23 protein-coding genes are annotated in these 20,589 nt (G+C 44.3%); 4 read left to right on the forward strand and 19 right to left on the reverse strand.

All coding sequences use genetic code 11. From position 1 onward, the window contains the following. Positions 1–56 precede the first annotated feature (56 nt). From DW793_RS08050 to DW793_RS08075, 7 genes are all read right to left on the reverse strand, one after another. Positions 57–1,793, reverse strand: coding sequence for an ABC transporter ATP-binding protein (locus tag DW793_RS08050; protein WP_118157587.1), 1,737 nt, complete (start codon positions 1,791–1,793; stop codon positions 57–59). A 2-nt stretch (positions 1,794–1,795) separates the two neighbouring features. Beyond that, on the reverse strand, positions 1,796–3,544 hold the full coding sequence (locus tag DW793_RS08055; RefSeq protein WP_118157595.1) for an ABC transporter ATP-binding protein: 1,749 nt from the start codon (positions 3,542–3,544) through the stop codon (positions 1,796–1,798). A gap of 249 nt (positions 3,545–3,793) precedes the next feature. Next, positions 3,794–3,958, reverse strand: coding sequence for a hypothetical protein (locus tag DW793_RS15365; RefSeq protein WP_252969749.1), 165 nt, complete (start codon positions 3,956–3,958; stop codon positions 3,794–3,796). 50 nt (positions 3,959–4,008) lie between these two features. After that, positions 4,009–4,356 carry a TetR/AcrR family transcriptional regulator gene (locus DW793_RS15370; protein ID WP_252969751.1) on the reverse strand — a complete coding sequence of 116 codons (348 nt, stop codon included), beginning with the start codon at positions 4,354–4,356 and terminating at the stop codon, positions 4,009–4,011. Between the two features lie 123 nt (positions 4,357–4,479). Beyond that, positions 4,480–5,067 (reverse strand): TetR/AcrR family transcriptional regulator, encoded by a 588-nt coding sequence (locus DW793_RS08065; protein WP_118157588.1) that lies wholly within the window; start codon positions 5,065–5,067, stop codon positions 4,480–4,482. A 5-nt stretch (positions 5,068–5,072) separates the two neighbouring features. Then, positions 5,073–5,951, reverse strand: coding sequence for a hypothetical protein (locus DW793_RS08070; protein ID WP_118157589.1), 879 nt, complete (start codon positions 5,949–5,951; stop codon positions 5,073–5,075). After that, positions 5,951–6,307 (reverse strand): dihydropteridine reductase, encoded by a 357-nt coding sequence (locus DW793_RS08075; RefSeq protein ID WP_118157590.1) that lies wholly within the window; start codon positions 6,305–6,307, stop codon positions 5,951–5,953. Before DW793_RS08075 ends, DW793_RS08070 begins: the two co-directional genes overlap by 1 nt. 220 nt (positions 6,308–6,527) lie before the next feature. Between DW793_RS08075 and DW793_RS08080 the strand changes: the two genes are divergently transcribed. The 4 genes from DW793_RS08080 (at position 6,528) to DW793_RS08095 (ending at position 10,255) form a co-directional block, all read left to right on the forward strand. Next, positions 6,528–7,676, forward strand: coding sequence for an SLC13 family permease (locus DW793_RS08080; RefSeq protein ID WP_118157591.1), 1,149 nt, complete (start codon positions 6,528–6,530; stop codon positions 7,674–7,676). 82 nt (positions 7,677–7,758) lie between these two features. Then, entirely contained in the window at positions 7,759–8,358 is a 600-nt protein-coding gene (locus tag DW793_RS08085; RefSeq protein ID WP_022288117.1) for a hypothetical protein, read from the forward strand. 58 nt (positions 8,359–8,416) lie between these two features. Then, on the forward strand, positions 8,417–8,521 hold the full coding sequence (locus DW793_RS08090; RefSeq protein ID WP_022288118.1) for a DUF3789 domain-containing protein: 105 nt from the start codon (positions 8,417–8,419) through the stop codon (positions 8,519–8,521). Between the two features lie 240 nt (positions 8,522–8,761). Then, entirely contained in the window at positions 8,762–10,255 is a 1,494-nt protein-coding gene (locus DW793_RS08095; protein WP_118157596.1) for a sodium:solute symporter family protein, read from the forward strand. A gap of 507 nt (positions 10,256–10,762) precedes the next feature. On the opposite strand, the gene DW793_RS08100 is transcribed toward DW793_RS08095, so the two are convergent. The 12 genes from DW793_RS08100 to DW793_RS08155 all read right to left on the reverse strand — a co-directional run bounded on the left by DW793_RS08100 (position 10,763) and on the right by DW793_RS08155 (position 20,460). Next, on the reverse strand, positions 10,763–11,167 hold the full coding sequence (locus DW793_RS08100; protein WP_046439839.1) for a bis(5'-nucleosyl)-tetraphosphatase: 405 nt from the start codon (positions 11,165–11,167) through the stop codon (positions 10,763–10,765). 175 nt (positions 11,168–11,342) lie between these two features. Continuing rightward, on the reverse strand, positions 11,343–11,576 hold the full coding sequence (locus tag DW793_RS08105) for an acyl carrier protein (RefSeq protein ID WP_022288121.1): 234 nt from the start codon (positions 11,574–11,576) through the stop codon (positions 11,343–11,345). A 110-nt stretch (positions 11,577–11,686) separates the two neighbouring features. Next, positions 11,687–12,502 carry an acetyl-CoA carboxylase carboxyltransferase subunit alpha gene (locus tag DW793_RS08110; RefSeq protein WP_022288122.1) on the reverse strand — a complete coding sequence of 272 codons (816 nt, stop codon included), beginning with the start codon at positions 12,500–12,502 and terminating at the stop codon, positions 11,687–11,689. Then, a complete protein-coding gene (gene accD / locus DW793_RS08115) occupies positions 12,495–13,373 on the reverse strand; it encodes an acetyl-CoA carboxylase, carboxyltransferase subunit beta (RefSeq protein ID WP_046439842.1) in 879 nt (292 codons plus the stop codon). The genes DW793_RS08110 and accD overlap by 8 nt, the downstream gene beginning before the upstream one ends. Beyond that, complete coding sequence (locus DW793_RS08120; RefSeq protein ID WP_038672424.1) at positions 13,373–14,743, reverse strand: acetyl-CoA carboxylase biotin carboxylase subunit; 1,371 nt, start codon at positions 14,741–14,743, stop codon at positions 13,373–13,375. Before DW793_RS08120 ends, accD begins: the two co-directional genes overlap by 1 nt. Before the next feature lie 38 nt (positions 14,744–14,781). Next, positions 14,782–15,213, reverse strand: a complete 432-nt coding sequence (gene fabZ, locus DW793_RS08125) for a 3-hydroxyacyl-ACP dehydratase FabZ (RefSeq protein WP_022288125.1) — start codon at positions 15,211–15,213, stop codon at positions 14,782–14,784. A gap of 20 nt (positions 15,214–15,233) precedes the next feature. Beyond that, entirely contained in the window at positions 15,234–15,710 is a 477-nt protein-coding gene (gene accB / locus DW793_RS08130) for an acetyl-CoA carboxylase biotin carboxyl carrier protein (RefSeq protein WP_038672426.1), read from the reverse strand. Positions 15,711–15,725: 15 nt separating this feature from the next. Then, positions 15,726–16,958: a beta-ketoacyl-ACP synthase II gene (gene fabF, locus DW793_RS08135; RefSeq protein ID WP_118157592.1), complete on the reverse strand. Its 1,233-nt coding sequence runs from the start codon at positions 16,956–16,958 to the stop codon at positions 15,726–15,728. A gap of 91 nt (positions 16,959–17,049) precedes the next feature. Next, positions 17,050–17,784 (reverse strand): 3-oxoacyl-[acyl-carrier-protein] reductase, encoded by a 735-nt coding sequence (gene fabG / locus DW793_RS08140; protein ID WP_038672431.1) that lies wholly within the window; start codon positions 17,782–17,784, stop codon positions 17,050–17,052. Between the two features lie 15 nt (positions 17,785–17,799). Further along, positions 17,800–18,414, reverse strand: a complete 615-nt coding sequence (locus DW793_RS15375) for a hypothetical protein (protein ID WP_118157593.1) — start codon at positions 18,412–18,414, stop codon at positions 17,800–17,802. Positions 18,415–18,423: 9 nt separating this feature from the next. Further along, positions 18,424–19,362, reverse strand: coding sequence for an enoyl-[acyl-carrier-protein] reductase FabK (gene fabK, locus DW793_RS08150; RefSeq protein ID WP_118157594.1), 939 nt, complete (start codon positions 19,360–19,362; stop codon positions 18,424–18,426). A gap of 90 nt (positions 19,363–19,452) precedes the next feature. Continuing rightward, positions 19,453–20,460 (reverse strand): beta-ketoacyl-ACP synthase III, encoded by a 1,008-nt coding sequence (locus DW793_RS08155; protein WP_252969752.1) that lies wholly within the window; start codon positions 20,458–20,460, stop codon positions 19,453–19,455. Positions 20,461–20,589 lie beyond the last annotated feature (129 nt).

The following is a 20,589-nucleotide window of genomic DNA, read 5'->3' on the forward strand; positions in this document are numbered from 1 at the left end:
AAACAAACCAAAACCACCGCCGAGAGCTTTCCTCCCAGCGGTGGTTTCTGTTCATATCAGTATTTCCATTTCTCCGAGCAAAGCTGCATCTCAGCCATGTGCTTGTAGATACCGTTGATCTTTTTAAGCGCCTCAGGCGAGCCTGTCTCAGCCACCTTTCCGTCTTTAAGCACAACTATCTTGTCCACACCGTCAACAGTTCTCATTCTGTGTGCTATTATAAGCACAGTCTTGTTCTGTATAAGCTTTGCAATAGACTCCTGTATAAGCGACTCGTTGTCAACGTCCAGAGAAGCCGTAGCCTCGTCCATAAGAATGATAGGAGCGTCCTTTAGAAATGCCCTCGCTATGGATATACGCTGTCTTTCACCGCCCGAAAGCTCCGAGCCGTTCTCTCCTATCATGCTGTTCCACTTATCAGGCATCTTCTCAACAAAATCCTCGCAGTGTGCAAGCCTTGCCGCCGCCATAACCTCCTCGTCCGTTGCGTCCTTTCTGCCTATCCTGATATTCTCCATAACAGTGTTGTTAAACAGCGTTACATCTTGGAAAACGATAGAGTAAAGTGACAAAAGCTTCTCAGGGTCAACGTTTGCAACATTCATTCCGCCAACAGTTATCTTGCCCTTGTCATTATCCCAAAATCTTGCCGCAAGCCTTGCAACAGTGGTCTTTCCTCCGCCGGACGGACCAATAAGTGCTGTTATCTCACCCTGTTTTGCAGTGAAGCTTACATCAGAAAGCACCTGCTCTTCACTCTTGTATGAAAAAGCAACATGATCGAATGTGATATCATAACCCTTGTTGTCAAGCTTATCACTGCCCGACTGCTCCTCGTGCGAAAGTATCTCGTCCATACGATTGCAGTTTGCGTCAAGGCTTATTATAGCAGCCAAATTCTGAAGCGCTATCTGAAGCGGCTCATACATTCTTGTTACCACCAGCAGGAACATAAAGAACGTCAGCACCGTTATCTCACCATTTACAAGAAGCGAGCTTCCCACAACAGCCACAGTTCCAATACCGAGCTTTAGTATCATCTGCGCTGAGCATACGAATACCGCATTTGCAAACTCCGCCACGATAGCGTGCTTTTCCACAGCCTTTATCTTCTTTTCAAGCCCCTCAGAGTATTTCTCTGTCATGTTGTATGAACGCAGGTCACGGAGAGTTTCAAGCCCCTCCTGAATGCCGTCAATGCAATCTATACGATATTTCATCGTCTTTTCGTGTATCCTTGACATAACCTTCTTTGAAGAAATAACTATGATAAATGCTACCGGCATTACCCAAACTGAAGCAAGAGCCATTCTCCAGTCAAAGAAAAACAAGCTTATAACAATGATAGTAGTGGAGGCGATACCGCCCACAAGCTCAGGTATCCAATGCGAAGAGCCTGTTTCTATCATTGCACAGTCCGTCATGATAGTGTTCGTAAGGTCGGCAAGGTCTTTCTTGCCAAAGTATGAAAGGGGTATCTTCCTGAGCTTTTCCGCAAGCGTCCTTCGTCTTACACCGCTTTCAACATATGTAGAGTAAAACGTGGACTTATACTGAAACAGCGTTGTAAGGGCAATAAGCAAAAGCACTCCCACTATCGCCCCGATAAAAAGCCAGAACTTATCTCTTGGAAGCTCTCCCTCAAGAAGATATGAGGAAAGCACATATAAAAGCCCCACAGGGAGCATAAGCACAAGGTTAGCAAGCGTAACAGCAATAAACGCCCTTATCATGCCTTTTGCACCCTTGTCTGAAAGGGCATATTTGTGTTTTAATTTTTCCGTGAAGCTCATAATCAAACCCCTGCCTTTCTGACCTGCCAGCTTACAGACCTGTTGTATTCGTTCCACATACGGCTGTAGATCCCGCCCTGCTCTATAAGCTCCTCATGCTTTCCGCTCTCTGCTATCCTGCCCTCAGAAAGAACGTAAATGCGGTCTGCATTTGTTACCGTTGAAAGCCTGTGTGCTATCATTATAACTGTCTTGTCTTTTGAAAGCCTCTCAAAAGCCTGCTGAACAGACCTCTCGTTGTCAGGGTCGGCAAAAGCCGTCGCCTCATCAAGTATAAGCACAGGCGCATTTTTCAAAAACGCCCTTGCAATAGAAAGCCTCTGACACTCGCCCCCCGAAACGTATATGCCCTTTGAGCCGATCATAGTATCAACACCCTCAGGGAACTTTTCGATTATATCCATGCACTGTGCGTCACGAAGAGCCTGCATTACCACCTCGTCCGTGGCGCCAGGTCTGCCCATTCGCACGTTGTCGAGAATACTCATTTTAAGAAGCTTGCTGTCCTGGAAAACATATGAAACATACTTCATAAGCTCCTCTGACGGAATGTTTCTCACGTCTGCCCCTCCTATCTTTATAGAGCCGCTCTTTACATCCCAGAAACGTGCGATAAGCGAACAAAGGGTGGTCTTTCCTCCCCCTGAGGGACCTACTACCGCAATATGCTCTCCTGCCTTTATGTTCATCGTTATTCCGTCAACAGCGTTGCTCTCTGCATTGTCATAAGCAAACACCGCATTGTCAAGCTGGATAGATGAGTCCTTTGGAGTTTCACCGCTCTTTGTCTCAGCAAGCGGCTCAGTTTCAAGAATAGAATACATTCTGTTCACAGCGTCGTCCACCAACATCTGTGACTCTCCTGCATATGCTATCTTCATAAGTGTTACAGTAAGAATAGAAGTTATTATCACATAAAAGAAAAGATTAAGAACAAACTCGTCCGTAACTCCATGGGAAGTGAGTTTGAAAGCCGCAATTATAAGCGCCGCAAAAATGCCGTTTGCCGCAGTGGTGAAGCATATCATAGGAAGCATCATGTTCTTTGTGTATCCAAGAGTCCACTTTTCATATTCGTCAATAGCAAGCTTGAAACGCTTGAAAGAAAATATCGTCTGACCAAAGGTTTTTACAACAGGTATTCCACGAACATACTCCACCGCCTCAGATGACATTTTTTCAAGTGCATTCTGATACTGCTTCATATCCTCCGCCATTTTAGGACCCATCATAAGCGTGCCCATAAGCACAAATGCGATGAACGCAGGGATAAGGCTAATAAGTCCAAGCCGCCAGTCGAATATGAACATCATAACAAGCAGACCCACAGGGGTCGCCATTGAAACAGCCTTGTCGGGAAAATTGTGGGCAAGATAGGTTTCCGTTGACGCACTTGAATCCATAACTATCTTTCTTATCTTACCTGTTCCCTCTGTTTCAATATAACCCAGCGGAAGCTTCATGATATGCTTCATCATGCTCACTCTCATGTTAGCCTGCACCCTGAACGCTGCCTTGTGAGAACACATTAGCGCAGCGATATATATAACCATTCCAAGAAGTGCAAAGCCCACAGCCTCCCAGCCGTATCGGCTTATGTTCTCCGCCTTTGAAAAATCAGGTCTTACCCTGAGTATCTCTTTTATGATGCGCCAAACATCATAAAACGGTATCAGTGCTATCCATGCACTTATTACAGCAAGAACAGCAGAAGCGTAGGAATAATACTTATGTCCGCCTGCATAGTGCATAAGAACTGCAAAGGAACTTTTCTTTTTCTCTTTCTTTTTCACAACAATACCTCCTGTTTGTTTATAAAGTTAGATTAAACTAACCCATTGCCATTTAAAAAGCAACACCCTATATGGGGTTGCTGAAAATGTTAAAAGAATAAAATGATTTTGACGGTTTATTTGTAAGGGAGCGGCTAAACGTTTCCTAAACAGCTCCAAACATAGCTATAGCGGGCGAACACTGTTTGCCCCTACAAGTGCATATCATCACAGGTCTGCCCCAAGAACTTTCCCCCAGCCTGCGAAGCAGAACTCTCTTATGCTTTTCATAAAGATCTGCGCCTCATCATAAGAAAGATCATGAGAGACCACCTCGTAAATATAAGACCAGCCTGTTCGGCAGATAACGTGTATAAAGAAGTCGCTCACCATGTTTTCACGCCTTGAAAACTGCTTTACAAACTCCCTGTAATACTTTTCCTCTATCTCAGCAAGCTCGTCAAAATAATACTCATACTCCGTTCCTGCCGAGTGGCAGAAGATAAGCTTGAAAACGTCAAAGTTTCATAAATATATTTCAGCACAAGCTCAGTTCCCTCATTGCCCTGACTTGTCGCCTCCGCAGGGTCGCCGCTCTCCCTTGCAGCGGTTATGCTTTCAAGATACAACTCCATAAGTCCGTCTGCAGCCGGCTTTACTACCGCCGAAAAAAGTCCAGCCTTGTCCCCAAAGCGTGTATATATAGACCCCGTACTTACTCCGCTCTCAGAAGAGATCCTGCGAAGATTTGAATTTTGAAAGCCGTGTTCAAGAAATTCTTTTTTTTGCACTCTCTATAAGAGTTTCTGTAACTCCTGCTGTTTCCGTTCTCATTTTGCACCTGCCTGAAAATAACCATGTTATAATAACGATGTTATTATAACATGGTTATTTAAACTTGTCAAGGGGGAATATCATATTTTTTTAAATTTCGGTATACACCCCTCTATCATCTTTGTGATATGCTCTATATCGTCCTTGCAGCCGCCCTTTAGCCATTCCTCTATTATCCCTGCTATGCCGTTTACATAAAATGACATAATATAGTGTCTCTGCTCCTCAGGCACACCGAACCTTTCCAGTACAGGGTCAAAAATATGCTCGAACATCTTCTTGTAAGTCCTGTCCGCACCAAACACAGCAGGATTTTTCATCGCCGCCTGATAAAGATGCCTGTTGTTCTTCACATAATTGAGATAAGGCAGCAGATATTCGGGCTTTATCCATATAAGCTCATCGGGTGAGCAGCTTTCTATTTCCGGCAAAACGCTCTGCCTGTCCTTAAAAGTTTCGAGAAATTTGTTGTTCATATATTCAAGGCTCTCTTCCAAAAGATCGCCGATAGTTTCATAGTGCAGATAAAAAGTCGAGCGATTTACCCCTGCACTCTGACATATCTCTTTAACAGTTATAAAAGAAAGATCCTTTTTCTGAAGCAGTTCAAGAAACGCCTTGTCCATTTTCTCTGCAGTATTAAAATATTTGCTATCTGACTTGTTCAAATCTCTCACCTCTCTGTTTTGAGCTTTCTGCTGTGGATAATCATATACACCGCTATCACTATCACAGCACCGAACACCGCTGTGCCTGTAAGAGTGTTCATAAGCTTTCTGAAGCCCTCACCATCTTTTGAAAATGCTGAGATCATCGCCGTCTGCAAACCAAGTATAGACATCATTGCAGACACCAAATTAAGTACCTTTGCCGCAGACAAAACAGGGTCGCCCAGCCTGCGAAACTTCACCAGATTTACCACCGAGATTATCCCTATATAAAATGTATACATGGCTGAAACATATATTATATACCCAGGATATGAGTACCCTGAGTTCGTCTTTATCATCAGCAGTATCATTCCGCCCATAGGTATATTTAGTACAAAAAGTAGCCACGCCGTGTTGCGGTAACACCTGAGTCTGTCTGCATTTTTTCTGTTGTAACAGCTTATAAGATACACCCTTAGTATGCCAAGCACAAGATAATACACCGCCATTGAAATAAACCATACGGAATCATACGTCACCCCTGCAACAAAGCGGAACACCACATATAGAAAATTCACCGCCATTCCCTGATAAATGCTCACGCTTCCACGAAAAGAAATGTCGCTGAAATATTTCCCTCCAAACTCAGTGCCTTTTAGCTTTACAACAGCCCTGTTGTTTTTTGAAAAATTTCTGATACTTTTGTATATCTTAGGTGCTGAAACTGATACCACAGAAAGGGCATAAGCAGATATACCATATATAGTATATACGGCAATGCCATGCTGATTTTTAGAAGCAAACACCCATATAAGTCCTCCAAAACCTATGAGCGACACTAAAAAGATGACCCACTTAGGTGGGAAAAAGAGCTTTAAAAGTATGCTCTTTGCCTTTTTCATTATTCCTTGTCACTTATAGTTTTCGCAAGTTCAATTATCTCAAAAGCATATTTCTGCTTTCCCTTTTCAAGAAGTTTTTTGTATATCGGCAGATTAACTCCCATGCCTATCATGCCGATAATGCCAATGATAATTCCTGCAACGAAAGAAGCCGTTGAGCCGCTTCCGATAACTCTCATTCCAAGGCACATTCCAATGCCGAAAACCAGTGCCGAAAGTATTCCCAGCGAGTAAGTAAAAATGTTCGCAGGAAGCTTTGCCTTTTTATCGAGCTTGCGAAGTGCCACCACCTTTGATGTGTCCTTTGGTGCATATTCATTTGCCAACTGTTCTGCGTAGATCTTATCTGTGTTCATTTTTCACAGCCTCCTTTGTATTTTATGTCTATATTATACATAACTCCAAAAGAAAACTGAACAACATCTCCGCAGCTTTGTGTCGATTTTAATTTTTTTCTGATATTATAATACCACACTGCGTTTTTTTCGTCAATGCAGTGACATTCTCGCTCCTTGAAAGATTTTTGATTTTGTAGTATAATCTAAATAAAGAATACAACGACAGGAAATGATAAAAATGAACGCCATAAAAAAAGCCTTTAACTTCGCTAAAAAAGAAACCGTCCTGATAGTGGCAATGCTTTTAGCCGTTATATCTGCATTTTTCATCACACCTGACAAAGCATATGCAAGTTATATCGACTTCAGAACACTTGGACTTCTGTTCTCTCTTATGACAGTGACCGAGGGCTGCAAAGGTCTTGGCATTTTTGAACGCAGTGCAAAATTCATCATAAGCAAAGTCAATACCGCATTTCAGCTTTCCATAGTGCTTGTGGGGCTTTGCTTCTTTTCAAGTATGTTCATAACAAATGACGTTTCACTTCTGACCTTTGTTCCCCTCACTCTCACCGCCCTCTCAACTCTCGGTGAAGCAGGCAACAAGCTTCTCATACCCATTGTCGTCATGCAGACCATTGCCGCAAATCTTGGCAGTATGCTCACGCCTATAGGCAATCCTCAGAATCTATACCTTTTTGGTGTATCAGATATGAAGCTGGAAGATTTTCTTGTACTTATGCTTCCCTTTACTATTGTGGCAGGAGCGATGCTTTTTCTGTGGACGCTTGCAGTGTGTAAAAAGTCAGGAAAGCTGTCTGTCAAGACAGATATAACTGCTGAAAACTTCGATACATATTCGACTAAAGACAAGACAAAGCTTTCAGGATACGTCCTGCTTTTTGTACTTTGCCTGCTTACAGTTGCAAGGCTTATCCCATGGCAGATAACAACCCTCTGCGCACTTGCTTTCTCTGCCATTGCTGACAGAAACGTGCTTAAAACAGTTGATTACCCACTGCTTCTTACATTCTGCGGATTTTTCATCTTTATCGGAAATATGGGCAGAGTAGAGATTTTCCGCAGTGTCCTCAGCAGCATAATAAACGGTCACGAGCTTTTTATTGCCGTTGCCGCAAGTCAGATAATAAGCAATGTTCCATGCGCTATACTCCTTTCAGGCTTCACCAACAAGCTGAACGCACTTATAATAGGAACGAACATAGGCGGCCTTGGCACTCTTATCGCCTCCATGGCTAGCCTTATATCCTACAAGCAGATATGCCGCAGCCACCCACATATCAAAGGCAGATATTTCGCATATTTCACAGCCGCAAATATCGCTTTTCTCGCTGTGATGGCTCTTATCATAATGATCGCAGTATAATTCTTCATCTGTCCAAAAAATGTTACCACAAATTTGTTTTAGTATGGTATAATACTTTAAAAAGGTGAAAGGTGCAAGCATTATGCAGCAAAGTGATGACAACTACTGGGACAAGTATATCAATAGTTTCAACATGAATTACATTCCTAAAAAGGAAAAAGCCGTTTCGCAACGTGAAGACGATGAGCTTAAAGGCGCAAAGCTTGTTTCGGGAGATTATGTTTATGTTCAAAGGCGCAAGCTTATAGGCTTCTGTCACTGCGACCTGCACAAAGGCTATGTTACAAAAAGCATTTACAGAAACCACAAATGCGGTGAAAAGCAGTGCGTTTTCTTTCAGAAATTTGAGGACTGCCCCTTTTGGGCGGCTGAAAAAGGTTATAAACGCTACAAAAATCTTTCTTCCGCACAAAAAGCCAAAATAAAATCCGAGGAAGAAAAGTTCGTGCGCATGGCGGAAGAGCTTCAAAAATTGGCTGACAAGTTCGGCTATCCAATGAAGATAACAAGCGTTCGTCAGGGGGAACACAAAAAGCACATCATTGTTTTCTATCTTTCCGACCGACCATACAATGATTTTTACCGCTTTCTTGACCTATCCCGAACCTTCGGTTTTTACCGCTCGGCTTATGTTGAGCTTCGCCATGTCAAGGATATAAACGGAAACTACGCCCTCATGTGACCATACCGCTGAATAACGCTGTCAAGAAATGCCCACACTATCCGCAGGAGGTGTTTTTATGCTTGAATTTTTTGCAGGAACGCTGGTAGGCGGTTTTGTGGGCGTTGTGACAATGTGCCTTTGTATCACCGCAGGCGAAAGCGACCGTCACGATGAACGATGATGTTTTACACAGGTAAGCTTCGTGATTTTCACCAAAAAAGCTGCCGCAAAATTTCCCTTTGCGGCGGCTTTTTTATGCCGTTTCGTATTGACAAATACTCCGCTTTGTACTATAATAGTATCATTGTACTTTAGCAAGTAAAAACGCAAAAGCATAAAAGCTTTAAAGCGACACATGAAGTAAAAGGAGTGTATTGGATTGACAGCAAGGTGGATAGTATTGGTATTATACCTTGCACTTATGATAGGCATAGGTGTTTATTACCGCAGAAAATCGGCAAGCGTCAATGATTTTGTACTGGGAGGAAGAGGTCTTGGAGCATGGTTCACAGCCTTTGCATATGGAACTTCATACTTCTCGGCAGTAATTTTTGTAGGCTACGCAGGAAAATTCGGCTGGAATTACGGTGTAGCTTCCACATGGGTAGGAATTGGAAACGCCGTCATAGGCTCATGGCTTGCATGGAAAGTTTTGGGCAGACGTACAAGGATAATGTCAAAGCACCTTGAGGCAAAGACCATGCCTGAATATTTTGAAAAGAGATACAACAGCAAGCCTTTGAAGATAGTTTCGGCACTTATCGTGTTCGTATTCCTTATCCCTTATACGGCTTCGGTCTACAACGGCTTGTCAAGACTTTTCGAGAAGGGTTTTGGCATTCCTTACAGATATTGTATAATCGGCATGGCAGTTTTCACTGCGGTGTATGTTATCATGGGTGGCTACAAGGCTACAGCACTGAACGATTTTATTCAGGGAATAGTAATGCTTGTAGGCATTGCGGCGGTAGTGCTTGCAGTGCTTGGCGAAAACGGTGGCCTTGGAAATTCTCTTGACCTGCTTGGTGATATTCCTGGCGCAAATGGCGACAAGGGTGCATATTCGTCACTATTCGGCCCTGACCCTATAAACCTTGCAGGCGTTGTTATTCTTACCTCTCTCGGCACATGGGGACTTCCGCAAATGGTGCAGAAATTCTATGCAATAAAAGACGACAAGGCTATCAAAACAGGCACTATAGTATCCACATTCTTTGCAGTAGTGGTAGCAGGCGGCTGTTACTTCCTTGGTGGCTTCGGCAGACTTTTTGTCAAGAGCGCTGACGGACTTCCGGAGGGCGGTTTTGACGGAATAGTTCCGACTATGATGGAGAAGCTTCCTTCACTGCTTTTCGGACTTGTTATCGTTCTTGTGCTTTCGGCTTCAATGTCAACGCTTTCATCACTGGTGCTTACATCAAGCTCCACTTTGACTATCGACCTTATCAAGCCTATAATGAAAGAAAAAATGGACGAGAAAAAACAGCTTATCACAATGAGAATTTTCATTGCCGTATTTCTTATCATCTCAGTTGTGCTTGCAATAATCACCCTTGAAAATCCGCAGACAGTAATTTCAACTCTCATGTCTATCTCATGGGGCGCACTTGCAGGAGCATTCCTTGCGCCGTTTATGTACGGACTTTTCTGGAAGGGCGTAACAAAGGCGGCCTGCATGGCAAGCTTTATCGCAGGAGTAGGCATAACGGTGGTACACATGGCATACTACACCCTTGCAGGACACACAGGAACACTTTGGGGCATAAACCTTGCCTCGCCTATCAACGCAGGCGCATTTGCAATGCTTTTCGGACTTGTTCTTGTACCTATCGTTAGCCTTATCACAAGGCAGAGCGACGCTGACAAGGCTCATGCTGAAAAGGTGTTCGAGTGTTATAATGACAGCGAGATATGATTTCACATCGCTTACATAATTGAAACGCAGACAGGGACGGACTTTGTTCGTTCCTGTTTTTTTAGGGGGATAACGCCCCTTGCATCAATTATGCACAAATTTTGCACATATGATTTATGCAAACAAATGATTTATATTTTAATTTGGTAACATTTCTGCAATTGTTGCATTTTTTATGCAACAAAACACCCCTTTTTCGTGTATAAGTAGAAAGCGTTTTGACACTTGCGGGCACGTACAAGCCCTGTGACTTAGTGAAACCGAAGGGAGTTTCTGGAGCAGGCTGTAGAGTACTTGTGTCAGAACGTGGGCGTGCATTTGATATTTTGTGTATGCAAAACCTAGGGCATTATACTCGGTGACACACCCCGAACGCAACTTGAAAATCGAATATAAAAAGGTGTCTAAAATGCACTCAGCTTTGATTTTATCACGCACCATGACGATGCAAACAAAAAGTTCCATAAAACACCGTTCAACACCTGAACGCATTTTATGGAACTCTTTTCAGATTATAAATTTCTTCGCCTTGTTTACAATACTGCGGTCGTTTTCATAAGACAGGACCTGTCCTGCCCTGCCGATCTCGACCCAGCGTATGTCTGCGATCTCCTCTTCCTGAGGAGTGTAGTCGGTGTTCTTTGCTTTGCCGATAAAGTAGACAACGATCTTCTGTGTGTCCTTCCTTGGTGAATAGGACACTATCTCCCGAAACGTGGTATCAAGATTTACGTCTATCCCCGTTTCCTCCATGATCTCACGCTTGGCAGTTTCTTCCTCTGTTTCATCGCCCTCAACGTGACCCTTTGGGAATGACCAGTGACCGCTGTTGATATGCTTTATCAGCAGTATCTCGGTGTTTCCGTGATACTTTCTGTAAACGATAGCACCGCAGGATTTTTCATGCAGCATCATTTTTCCTTTCCGGAGCATAGCCCCAATATTTACTCATTGATTTAATTATATCACAACAGCCCTCATTTGTCTATACCCTTTAATAAATATACTCCCATTTTGTGCACATTCCACAAATCAGGTAAAATAAAAAAAGCCGTGCAAAAGCACAGCTTTTTGAAACAGTCAAAGATTATTCCTCGACCTTGTTCTCGATATACTTAACGATATCGCCAACAGTCTTGATGTTCTCGACCTCTTCATCAGGGATCTCTACATCAAAGCTCTCCTCGATGCTCATTACAAGGTCAACTACGTCCAGTGAGTCAGCGCCGAGATCATCTGTGATAGAAGCCTCCATAGTTACTGCGTCCTCTTCAACGTCGAGCTGCTCTACGATAATGTCCTTGATCTTATCAAATACCATTACTTTACCTCCATTCTGTACTTTACTGGGTCTGCCGCTCAGCGCAGCATTTATGTCAGCCGCCGCCGCTCATAAGTCGGCAAATCATTCGGCATGATCATCAAAAAAACTCATTCCTGCGAACTTTCCTCAAACTCGCCCACAGTCCTAAACTTATTATACCGCCCCTCAAGCAATTCGTCAAGACCTTTTTGCAATTTTCTTTTCAAAGCTCCCTCGATATAGTCAGAGATATTCTCCGCAGTGAGCTGTGGGTCGTTATGTGCGCCGCCGTCGGCTTCGGAAATTATATGGTCGCACACGCCAAGTCTTGTAAGATCCTCGGCGGTTATCTTCATTATATCGCAGGCTTCACGCTCTCTTGTGGAATCCTTCCACAGGATACTTGCAAAGCCTCTCGGTGATATTACCGAATAGATAGCGTTTTCAAGCATTGCAAGCTCATCGCAAACTGCAAGAGCCAGCGCTCCTCCCGAACCGCCTTCTCCGAGTATTATGGAGATAACAGGAGTCTTGAGGGTCATGAACTCCATGATGTTTTTGGCTATCGCTTCGCCCTGACCACGCTTCTCAGCTTCTACGCCGCAGAATGCGCCTGCTGTATCAACAAGGCATATAACAGGTCTATGGAACTTCTCAGCCTGCCTTGCAAGCCTGAGAGCCTTTCTATAGCCCTCAGGGTGTGGCATACCGAAATTGCACTTCTGATTTTCTGCAAGATCTCTGCCCTTTACCTCTGCAATAACTGTAACAGGTATGCCCTTAAAATAGGCTATACCACCCATAACAGCACCGTCGTCGCCAAAAAGTCTGTCTCCGTGCATCTCAAAGAAATCGTCGAATATAAGAGGGATATAGTCCTTGGCAGTCGGTCTGCCCTTGTGTCTGATTATATCAAGTCTTTGACAAGCTGTCAGCTCACTCATTTGAGGACACCTCCTTTGCCGGCTTATGAAGTCTGAGTATATGAGCGAGAACTCTTCTCATTTTCTTTCGCTCGACTATCATATCAACAAAGCCGTTTTCAAGCATGAACTCGGCAGACTGGAAATCGTCAGGAAGCTTCTGCTTGATAGTACCCTCTATAACACGTCTGCCTGCAAATCCGATAAGCACCTTTGGCTCTGCGATTATGATATCGCCCAGTGACGCAAAGGAAGCTGTTACTCCGCCCGTGGTAGGGTCGGTCATAACTGCGATATAAAGCAGACCTGCTTGGTTATGTCTAGCCACAGCACCGCTTGTTTTCGCCATTTGCATAAGGGAAACTATACCCTCCTGCATTCTTGCTCCGCCTGAGGCTGTGAATGCGATAACAGGGAGCTTATTTGCGGTGGCGTATTCGATAGCTCGTGTTATCTTTTCTCCCACAACGCTGCCCATGGAAGCCATCATATAGTTGGAATCCATAACGATTATAACTATCTTCTCGCCTCTTATGGCAGCCTTTCCTGTGATAACGGCGTCTTTAAGACCGGTCTTTTCTCTCAAAGCCTGCTGTTTTGCTTCATAGTCAGGGAAATCTATAGGATTTTTTGATACCATATCCTTATCAAATTCCTCAAAGCTACCCTTATCTATGGTGATATCAAGACGTTCTTTTGCGGTAAGTCTTGAATGGTAGTTACAGTGAGGACATACCTTGCCGTTTGCCTGAAACTCCTCCATAAAAGTGACGTTTCTGCATCTTGGACACTTGAAAAGCAGACCCTTTGGGATATCGGTCTTTTTCTTGTCATCGTCCGCCTTATCGCCGTTAAATCTTACTTTAACGACAGAAAACAGATCTTCAAGCATTATTCCTTACTCCTCTCATCTGCCAAAATGTCGGTACGGTTAAGAAAACCGTTATCGTAATTGCCCTCTAAAAACTCCGGGCGTCTTATAAGCTTGAGCTGGAAATCAACATTGGTTGCAACGCCGTCCACGATAAACTCAGACAGCGCCCATGTCATTTTTGCAATAGCTTCTTCTCTATTCTTACCGTGAACAATGAGCTTGCCTATCATGGAATCGTAATAAGGCGGTATCTCATAGCCCTGATAAACTGCGGTATCTACTCTTATTCCTGGTCCTCCGGGGATAAAGAGCGACTTTATCCTGCCCGGTGACGGTCTGAAATCAAGAAGCGGATTTTCCGCATTTATACGGCACTCTATTGCATGACCTGTCAGCTTTATATCCTCCTGCTTTATAGACAATCTCTGTCCTGATGCGATAAGGAGCTGTTGCTTTACAAGGTCAACGCCTGTAACAGCTTCTGTGATAGGGTGTTCCACCTGTATACGGGTGTTCATTTCCATGAAATAGAACTCGCCGTTTTTATCCACAAGGAACTCAATAGTGCCTGCGTTCCTATAGCCGCAGACCTTAGCGGCTGTACAAGCGGCTTTGCCCATTTTCGCACGAAGCTCCTCATTCATAAAGCTTGCAGGGGAAGGGGCTTCCTCGAGGACTTTCTGATTTCTTCTCTGCATGGAGCAGTCACGCTCGCCCAGATAGATAACATCGCCGTAATTATCTGCAAGTATCTGTATCTCGATATGCTTAGGATCTTCTATGAATTTCTCAATATAGATCTCGTCATTGCCGAAGCAGGCAAGAGCTTCCTGCTTTGCGGCGGTCATCTGCGCTTCAAGCTCATCGTCGGAGTGAACGATCCTTATGCCACGTCCTCCGCCGCCTGCTGAAGCCTTTACCATAACAGGGTAGCCAAGATCTCTTGCAAGGGTATGCGCCGCATGGATATTTGAGATAGCGCCGTCTGAACCCATTATAACAGGCACGCCTGCTTCTTTCATTGTTTCCTTTGCCTGCGCTTTATCGCCAAGCATTTCAATAGACTCGGCTCTTGGTCCTATGAAAGTTATGCCGCACTTTTCGCACATTCTCGCAAAGGACGGATTTTCAGACAGAAAGCCAAAGCCCGGGTGGATAGCGTCTGCACCTGTTATCTCGCAGGCGGAGATTATCGCCCTGACATTAAGATAACTGTCCTTGCTTGGTGCAGGACCTATGCAAACGGCTTCGTCTGCTATCTGAGCGTGGAGAGCATTTCTGTCGGCGGTGGAATATACCGCAACAGTATGTATGCCAAGCTCTCGGCAGGCTCTTATAATGCGGACAGCGATCTCGCCTCTGTTCGCTATCAATACTTTTTTGAACATATTATGCCTCACTAATTATGACTAGAATAAGAGATACCTTACTTTATCGCAAAAGTTATCTCAGCGGAAACAGCCTTCTTGCCGTTTACAGAAGCAAGTGCCTTTCCAACGCCGATAGGACCCTTGACTTTGATTATCTCCACCTCGATATCCAGCTTATCACCAGGCACTACCTGCTGACGGAACTTACAGTTGTTTATGCCGCCGAACAGACCTATCTTGCCCTTATTCTCAGGAAGTGAAAGCAGTGCAACTGCACCTGCCTGCGCACACATCTCTACCATAAGTACACCCGGGGTAACAGGATAGTTCGGGAAATGTCCCTTGAACCAAAAGTCCTCAGCCTTTATATACTTTGTAGCCTTTACACGCTTGCCCACTTCAAGCTCGTTTACCTCGTCGATAAGCAGAAAAGGGTCACGGTGAGGGATTATTTCCATGATCTGCTCTTTATTCAAAACAACTGCCATTGTCTTTCCTCCAAATCAGTTTAGTCAAGTATCATTATGGTCTGATCGAACTCAACAGCGTCGCCGCTGTTTACGCATATCTCTCTTACCACGCCGTCAAATTCGCTCTGTACTTCGCTCATTACCTTCATGGACTCGATAATGAAGATAGTGTCGCCCTTCTTTATCTTGTCGCCAACGCTTACGAACGGCTTTGAATCAGGTGACGGAGCGGCATAGAATGTTCCCACGATAGGGGCTTTAACTGCCTTGCCGCCTGTTACCGGTGCTGATGTTGCCGACGCTTCCGGTGCTGTCTGGGCAGCAGGTAAAGCTGTGCCTACAGCCATTGGCATAGGCATTCCCATTGGTGCAGGAGGAGGGCATTTCTTGCCCTTTACTGTTATCACCTTGTCGCCGTCAGCTATTGTTATCTCACCGAGGTCTTTATTCTTCACGATATCGGCAAGCTTCTCTATTGTTTCAAGGTCAAACTGACCATAAATTTTTTCGCTCATATCAGTTTCTCCTTATCAGTCGCACTTCTTGATGCAGATAGTAGCGTTATGTCCGCCAAAGCCCAGAGAGTTTGAAAGTGCTGCATAGACAGGCATTTCTCTGTTGCCCTCAACGCAGTAGTCAAGGTCGCACTCAGGGTCAGGAGTGGTGTAGTTTATTGTCTTATGAACAAAGTCGTTCTGTACAGAAAGTGCAGTAACGATAGCTTCCATGCCGCCTGCTGCACCGAGAAGATGACCTGTCATAGACTTTGTGGAATTTATAACAGTCTTTCTTGCTGCCTCTTCGCCGAGAGCGATCTTGATAGCTGTTGTTTCATACTTATCGTTAAGACCTGTTGATGTGCCGTGAGCGTTGATATAGTTTACCTGCTCAGGTTTCAGACCAGCCTCTTCATAAGCATACTTCATTGCATATGCCGCAGGCTCACCTGTTGGTGATGGGCTTGTCATATGGTAAGCGTCGCCGGTCGCACCGTAGCCTGCTATCTCAGCTATGATATTCGCACCTCTTGCCTTAGCGTGCTCATATTCCTCAAGGCAAAGGATACCTGCACCCTCGCCGAGGACAAAGCCCTGTCTGTTCAGGTCAAATGGAGTTGACGCTTTGTCAAGCTCTGTTGCCTTTGAGAGAGCCTTCATATTGTTGAAGCCGCTGAGTGCGAAATGAGAGATACAAGCCTCTGAGCCGCCGCAAAGGCAAACGTCAAGATAGCCGTCCTTTATTTTTCTGAAAGCTTCGCCGATAGCGTGAGTACCTGAAGCGCAAGCTGTAGTGGTACAGAAATTATCGCCCTTAAAGCCTGTATGCATTGCAACAGTACCAGCCGCCATATTGCCTATCATCATAGGGATAAAGAAAACTGATACCTTATCAGGCTTTTCGTTGAACTTTGTTACTTCCTTTTCGGTCATGTTAAGGCCGCCGATACCAACACCGATTATAACGCCAGCCTTAAATGGATCAACGTCCTTGAAATCAGAGCCGGCCATTTTAAGAGCCTGCTTTGCAGAGCAAACAGCGAACTGAGTAAATCTATCCATTCTCTTTGCTTCTTTTTTATCTATATACTCAGTGCAGTCAAAATCCTTGACAGCGCCGACTATCTTTACAGGAAAATTTTCGGTATCAAACTGGTCAACATAAGATAGTCCGTTCTTGTTAGCCTTGATATTAGCCCAAAATTCCTCTACGTTCTTGCCAAGAGGGTTTACTGTACCCATACCTGTGATAACAACTCTTCTCATTTAAACACTCCTTAGTATCATTTAAAACATATCAAATCTACATTCCGTAAAACAAATCTACATGACGTAAGATGCCCGTCACGGTGAGTGGCTACATCATAAGTCCGCCGCTTATTTCTATTACCTGTCCTGTAACGTAGCTTGCGTCCTTGGAAGCAAGGAAGGATACAACGCCTGCTATCTCGTCAACTTCGCCGTAACGCTTCATTGCTATCTGATTTATCATAGCCTGCTTCTGAGCGTCTGTGAGCTTGTCTGTCATAGGGGTCTTGATAAATCCAGGGGCTACAGCGTTGCAGGTGATACCTCTTGAGCCAAGCTCCTTTGCAACTGTCTTTGTCATGCCGACGATAGCCGCCTTTGTTGCGGAATAGTTTATCTGTCCAGGGTTGCCGTAAAGTCCTGCAACGGAAGCAAGATTTATTATCTTGCCTGACTTCTGTCGCATCATAACGCTGCCCACAAATTTTGACATATTGAACACGCTCTTCTGGTTTACAGCAACTACCATATCGTACTGCTCCTCGCTCATACGAGCCATAAGACCGTCACGAGTGATTCCTGCGTTGTTTACGAGAACGTCGATAGTGCCAAAACGAGCCTTTACTGCCTTGACTGTTTCCTCTACCTGTGCATAGCTTGAAACGTCGCAGATGAACTTTTCACACTCTACGCCCTCTGCCTTTATCTTATCCATTATATCGTTATCTTCAAACATTGCCTCAGAGATGTCGTTGAGAGCAATATTATAGCCGTCCTTTGCAAGTCTGAGTGCTATCGCTGCACCTATTCCTCTTGCAGAACCTGTTATCAATGCTGTTGCCATTTTATTTTCCTCCTGTTATTTCTGCATGATGTAAATGATATCTCTGAGAGTATCATAATCTATCATATCTTTGTAAATGGTCTGTTTTCTTCCGTTCGGTAAAAGTACCTTCATTCCGTTTTTATTTTCCTTAAGCAAGGTCAGCTCCTTTACCTCATATACTAATATCCTGCTGTTTTCGATCTCCCCGTCAAGAAGCTTTTTCAACGTATAATGGTCGCTTAAAAATTCCATTGCGTCGTCCTGTGCTTTCATAATGCTTCTCATACCGTGATTTGAAGTATTAGAATGCGAATGCGGTACAGCTGCACCTATACTATAAAGCGTCCCCTTATAATACGCATAGCAGGTAAAATTTCTCATATGTTTTGCCGATGCTTTTGCGGCAGCTATACTGATGTATACAACGCACAGTAAAAATACTATAAACACAGCAGCTGCTGCCATTTCTGTTTCCTGTGAAGTGACCTTTCTGACCGCATCACGGTTTGCTGCTGAATCTTTTCCAATAAAAATAAATAATGGTATCGTTGAAAGTATCAGCACTAAAAGTGCAGGTATCATTCTGACAAGCACACTTTTACCGATCTCACTTCTCGAAGCCGGCGGATATTGAAATAACTTTATCATATTATTAGTTTATTTGTTCAGCAGCTTTTCTGCTTCTGTAAACATTTCTTCTATCATGTCCTTTGCAGGTTCGACCTTCTTTACCATGCCTGCGATAGCTCCGCAGAGGAAAGAACCCTCCTCAAGGTTGCCGTCCTGAACGGCTTTTCTCAGTGAGCCGAGAGTGATCTCCTCAAACTCGTCAGGAGTGATAGTGCCGTTTGCTTCACCGCTTGCAAGCTTCTTTGAGAACTTTGTCTTAACGTTTCTGCATGGGTGACCTGTATATCTGCCTGTTACGATACTGTCTGTATCCTTTGCCTTTACAACAAGCTCCTTATAAACAGGGTTTATCTGACACTCCTCTGCGGCAAGGAAACGTGTGCCGAGCTGAACGCCCTCTGCGCCAAGCATGAATGAAGCGGCTATTCCTCTGCCGTCTGCTATTCCGCCTGCGGCGATAACAGGTATCTCAACTGCGTCAACTACCTGTGGTACAAGACACATCGTTGTGTTCTCACCGATATGTCCGCCTGACTCTGTTCCCTCTGCAATAACAGCGTCTGCGCCTGCTCTTTCCATTCTCTTTGCAAGAGCAACTGACGGAACGACAGGTATCACCTTTATGCCTGCTTCTTTCCATGCAGCCATATACTTGCCTGGGTTGCCTGCGCCTGTTGTTACGACAGGTACGCCCTCGTCTATAACGAGCTGAGCGAGGTCGTCGGCATTAGGGCTCATGAGCATGATATTAACACCGAAAGGCTTGCCGTTTACAGCCGCCTTTGTCTGTCTTATCTGATCTCTCAGGTAGTCGATAGGTGCAGAGCCGCCTGCGATTATGCCAAGTCCGCCTGCGTTTGAAACTGCGGAAGCGAGAGTATGCTCAGCTATCCAAGCCATACCGCCCTGAAAGATAGGGTATTTTATACCCAAAAGTTCAGTTATTCTTGTCTTTGTAGTAGTCATAGTAGTTCTCCTTATTGTCAAAAGCAAATTTTATGCCATAATACATAATAACAATTTATTATGTACCGAATATAAACTGTATATTGATCATCAATACTCGAAAACAGCCGCACCATAAGTAAGTCCGCCGCCGAAGCCTACAAGACAAACCTTGTCGCCTCTTTTTATCCTGCCTTCTGCAACTGCGTCGCAAAATGCGATAGGGATAGATGCGGAAGATGTGTTTCCATAGCGGTCGATATATACCGGGAACTTGTCCATTGAAACGCCAAGGTGCTTTGCGGCAGTTTCGATTATTCTTATATTTGCCTGATGCGGCACTATCCAATCAAGGTCATCAGGGGAAATCTCTATCTTTGCACAAGCCTGCTCAACTGCATTTAGAAGTGCCTTTGTGGCAAACTTATAGACCTCTTTGCCGTCCTGCTTGAAGAAATAACCCTTCGTTTCAGGCATATCCATATCAAATTCCTCGGTATTGGTTCTGAAAGCGTTCTCAGACTTCAAAGCACGAGAAGCAAGATACTTTGCACCGTTTCCGTCTGCGCCAAGGAAACTTGAATATGTAGTATCCTCTGCTGTTTCAAGAACGAAAGCGGCTGCGCCGTCACCGAAAAGCACGCAGGAAGAACGGTCGGTATAGTCAACGAATTTTGAAAGCTCCTCAGAGGCTACCAAAAGAACAGTCTTTATTCCGTCGCCGCTCTGAAGGTATCTCTTTGCGGTATCAAAGCCGTAAACAAAGCCTGCACAAGCAGCGTTAAGGTCAAATGCGATACAGCCTATCGCGCCTATCTCTCTCTGAATAAGGCAGGAAAGTGACGGAGTGAAATAATCCCCTGTTACTGTTGTGGCAATAATAAGGTCGATATCCTCTGCCTTTACTTCTGCGTCAGCCATTGCAGCCTTTGCTGCCATTGCTCCAAGATAGTATGTAGGCTCGCCATTTGTGATGTGTCTTTGCTTGATGCCTGTTCTCTGAGTTATCCACTCGTCGCTTGTTTCAACGATCTTTGTGAAATCCTCGTTTGTTGCGACCATTTCAGGCACATATTTGCCTATGCCCTTGATCTTTACGCCTGTTACTTTACTTCCCACTGATTTTTCCTCCTGAAAATTCTATATTATATATTGTATATCTCCGCAATTTGTGCTATAATGTTCTTGTTCCTATGGAGCAAGTCAAAATATATTATATCAAATATAATTAGTTAATTTTTTAACTAT

The sequence above is a fragment of the Ruminococcus sp. AM31-15AC genome (assembly GCF_003462045.1).
GTDB classification, from domain to species: Bacteria; Bacillota; Clostridia; order Oscillospirales; family Ruminococcaceae; genus Hominimerdicola; species Hominimerdicola aceti.

What these genes read in the sequence shown, in the direction of transcription:
- DW793_RS08050 (WP_118157587.1), bottom strand. Translation starts at nt 1,793, where the DNA reads ATGAGCTTCACGGAAAAATTAAAACACAAATATGCCCTTTCAGACAAG.
- DW793_RS08055 (WP_118157595.1), bottom strand. Translation starts at nt 3,544, where the DNA reads ATGCACTATGCAGGCGGACATAAGTATTATTCCTACGCTTCTGCTGTT.
- DW793_RS15365 (WP_252969749.1), bottom strand. Translation starts at nt 3,958, where the DNA reads ATGGTGAGCGACTTCTTTATACACGTTATCTGCCGAACAGGCTGGTCT.
- DW793_RS08070 (WP_118157589.1), bottom strand. Translation starts at nt 5,951, where the DNA reads ATGAAAAAGGCAAAGAGCATACTTTTAAAGCTCTTTTTCCCACCTAAG.
- DW793_RS08075 (WP_118157590.1), bottom strand. Translation starts at nt 6,307, where the DNA reads ATGAACACAGATAAGATCTACGCAGAACAGTTGGCAAATGAATATGCA.
- DW793_RS08080 (WP_118157591.1), top strand. Translation starts at nt 6,528, where the DNA reads ATGAACGCCATAAAAAAAGCCTTTAACTTCGCTAAAAAAGAAACCGTC.
- DW793_RS08085 (WP_022288117.1), top strand. Translation starts at nt 7,759, where the DNA reads ATGCAGCAAAGTGATGACAACTACTGGGACAAGTATATCAATAGTTTC.
- DW793_RS08090 (WP_022288118.1), top strand. Translation starts at nt 8,417, where the DNA reads ATGCTTGAATTTTTTGCAGGAACGCTGGTAGGCGGTTTTGTGGGCGTT.
- DW793_RS08095 (WP_118157596.1), top strand. Translation starts at nt 8,762, where the DNA reads ATGATAGGCATAGGTGTTTATTACCGCAGAAAATCGGCAAGCGTCAAT.
- DW793_RS08100 (WP_046439839.1), bottom strand. Translation starts at nt 11,167, where the DNA reads ATGCTGCATGAAAAATCCTGCGGTGCTATCGTTTACAGAAAGTATCAC.
- DW793_RS08105 (WP_022288121.1), bottom strand. Translation starts at nt 11,576, where the DNA reads ATGGTATTTGATAAGATCAAGGACATTATCGTAGAGCAGCTCGACGTT.
- DW793_RS08110 (WP_022288122.1), bottom strand. Translation starts at nt 12,502, where the DNA reads ATGAGTGAGCTGACAGCTTGTCAAAGACTTGATATAATCAGACACAAG.
- accD (WP_046439842.1), bottom strand. Translation starts at nt 13,373, where the DNA reads ATGCTTGAAGATCTGTTTTCTGTCGTTAAAGTAAGATTTAACGGCGAT.
- DW793_RS08120 (WP_038672424.1), bottom strand. Translation starts at nt 14,743, where the DNA reads ATGTTCAAAAAAGTATTGATAGCGAACAGAGGCGAGATCGCTGTCCGC.
- fabZ (WP_022288125.1), bottom strand. Translation starts at nt 15,213, where the DNA reads ATGGCAGTTGTTTTGAATAAAGAGCAGATCATGGAAATAATCCCTCAC.
- accB (WP_038672426.1), bottom strand. Translation starts at nt 15,710, where the DNA reads ATGAGCGAAAAAATTTATGGTCAGTTTGACCTTGAAACAATAGAGAAG.
- fabF (WP_118157592.1), bottom strand. Translation starts at nt 16,958, where the DNA reads ATGAGAAGAGTTGTTATCACAGGTATGGGTACAGTAAACCCTCTTGGC.
- fabG (WP_038672431.1), bottom strand. Translation starts at nt 17,784, where the DNA reads ATGGCAACAGCATTGATAACAGGTTCTGCAAGAGGAATAGGTGCAGCG.
- DW793_RS15375 (WP_118157593.1), bottom strand. Translation starts at nt 18,414, where the DNA reads ATGATAAAGTTATTTCAATATCCGCCGGCTTCGAGAAGTGAGATCGGT.
- fabK (WP_118157594.1), bottom strand. Translation starts at nt 19,362, where the DNA reads ATGACTACTACAAAGACAAGAATAACTGAACTTTTGGGTATAAAATAC.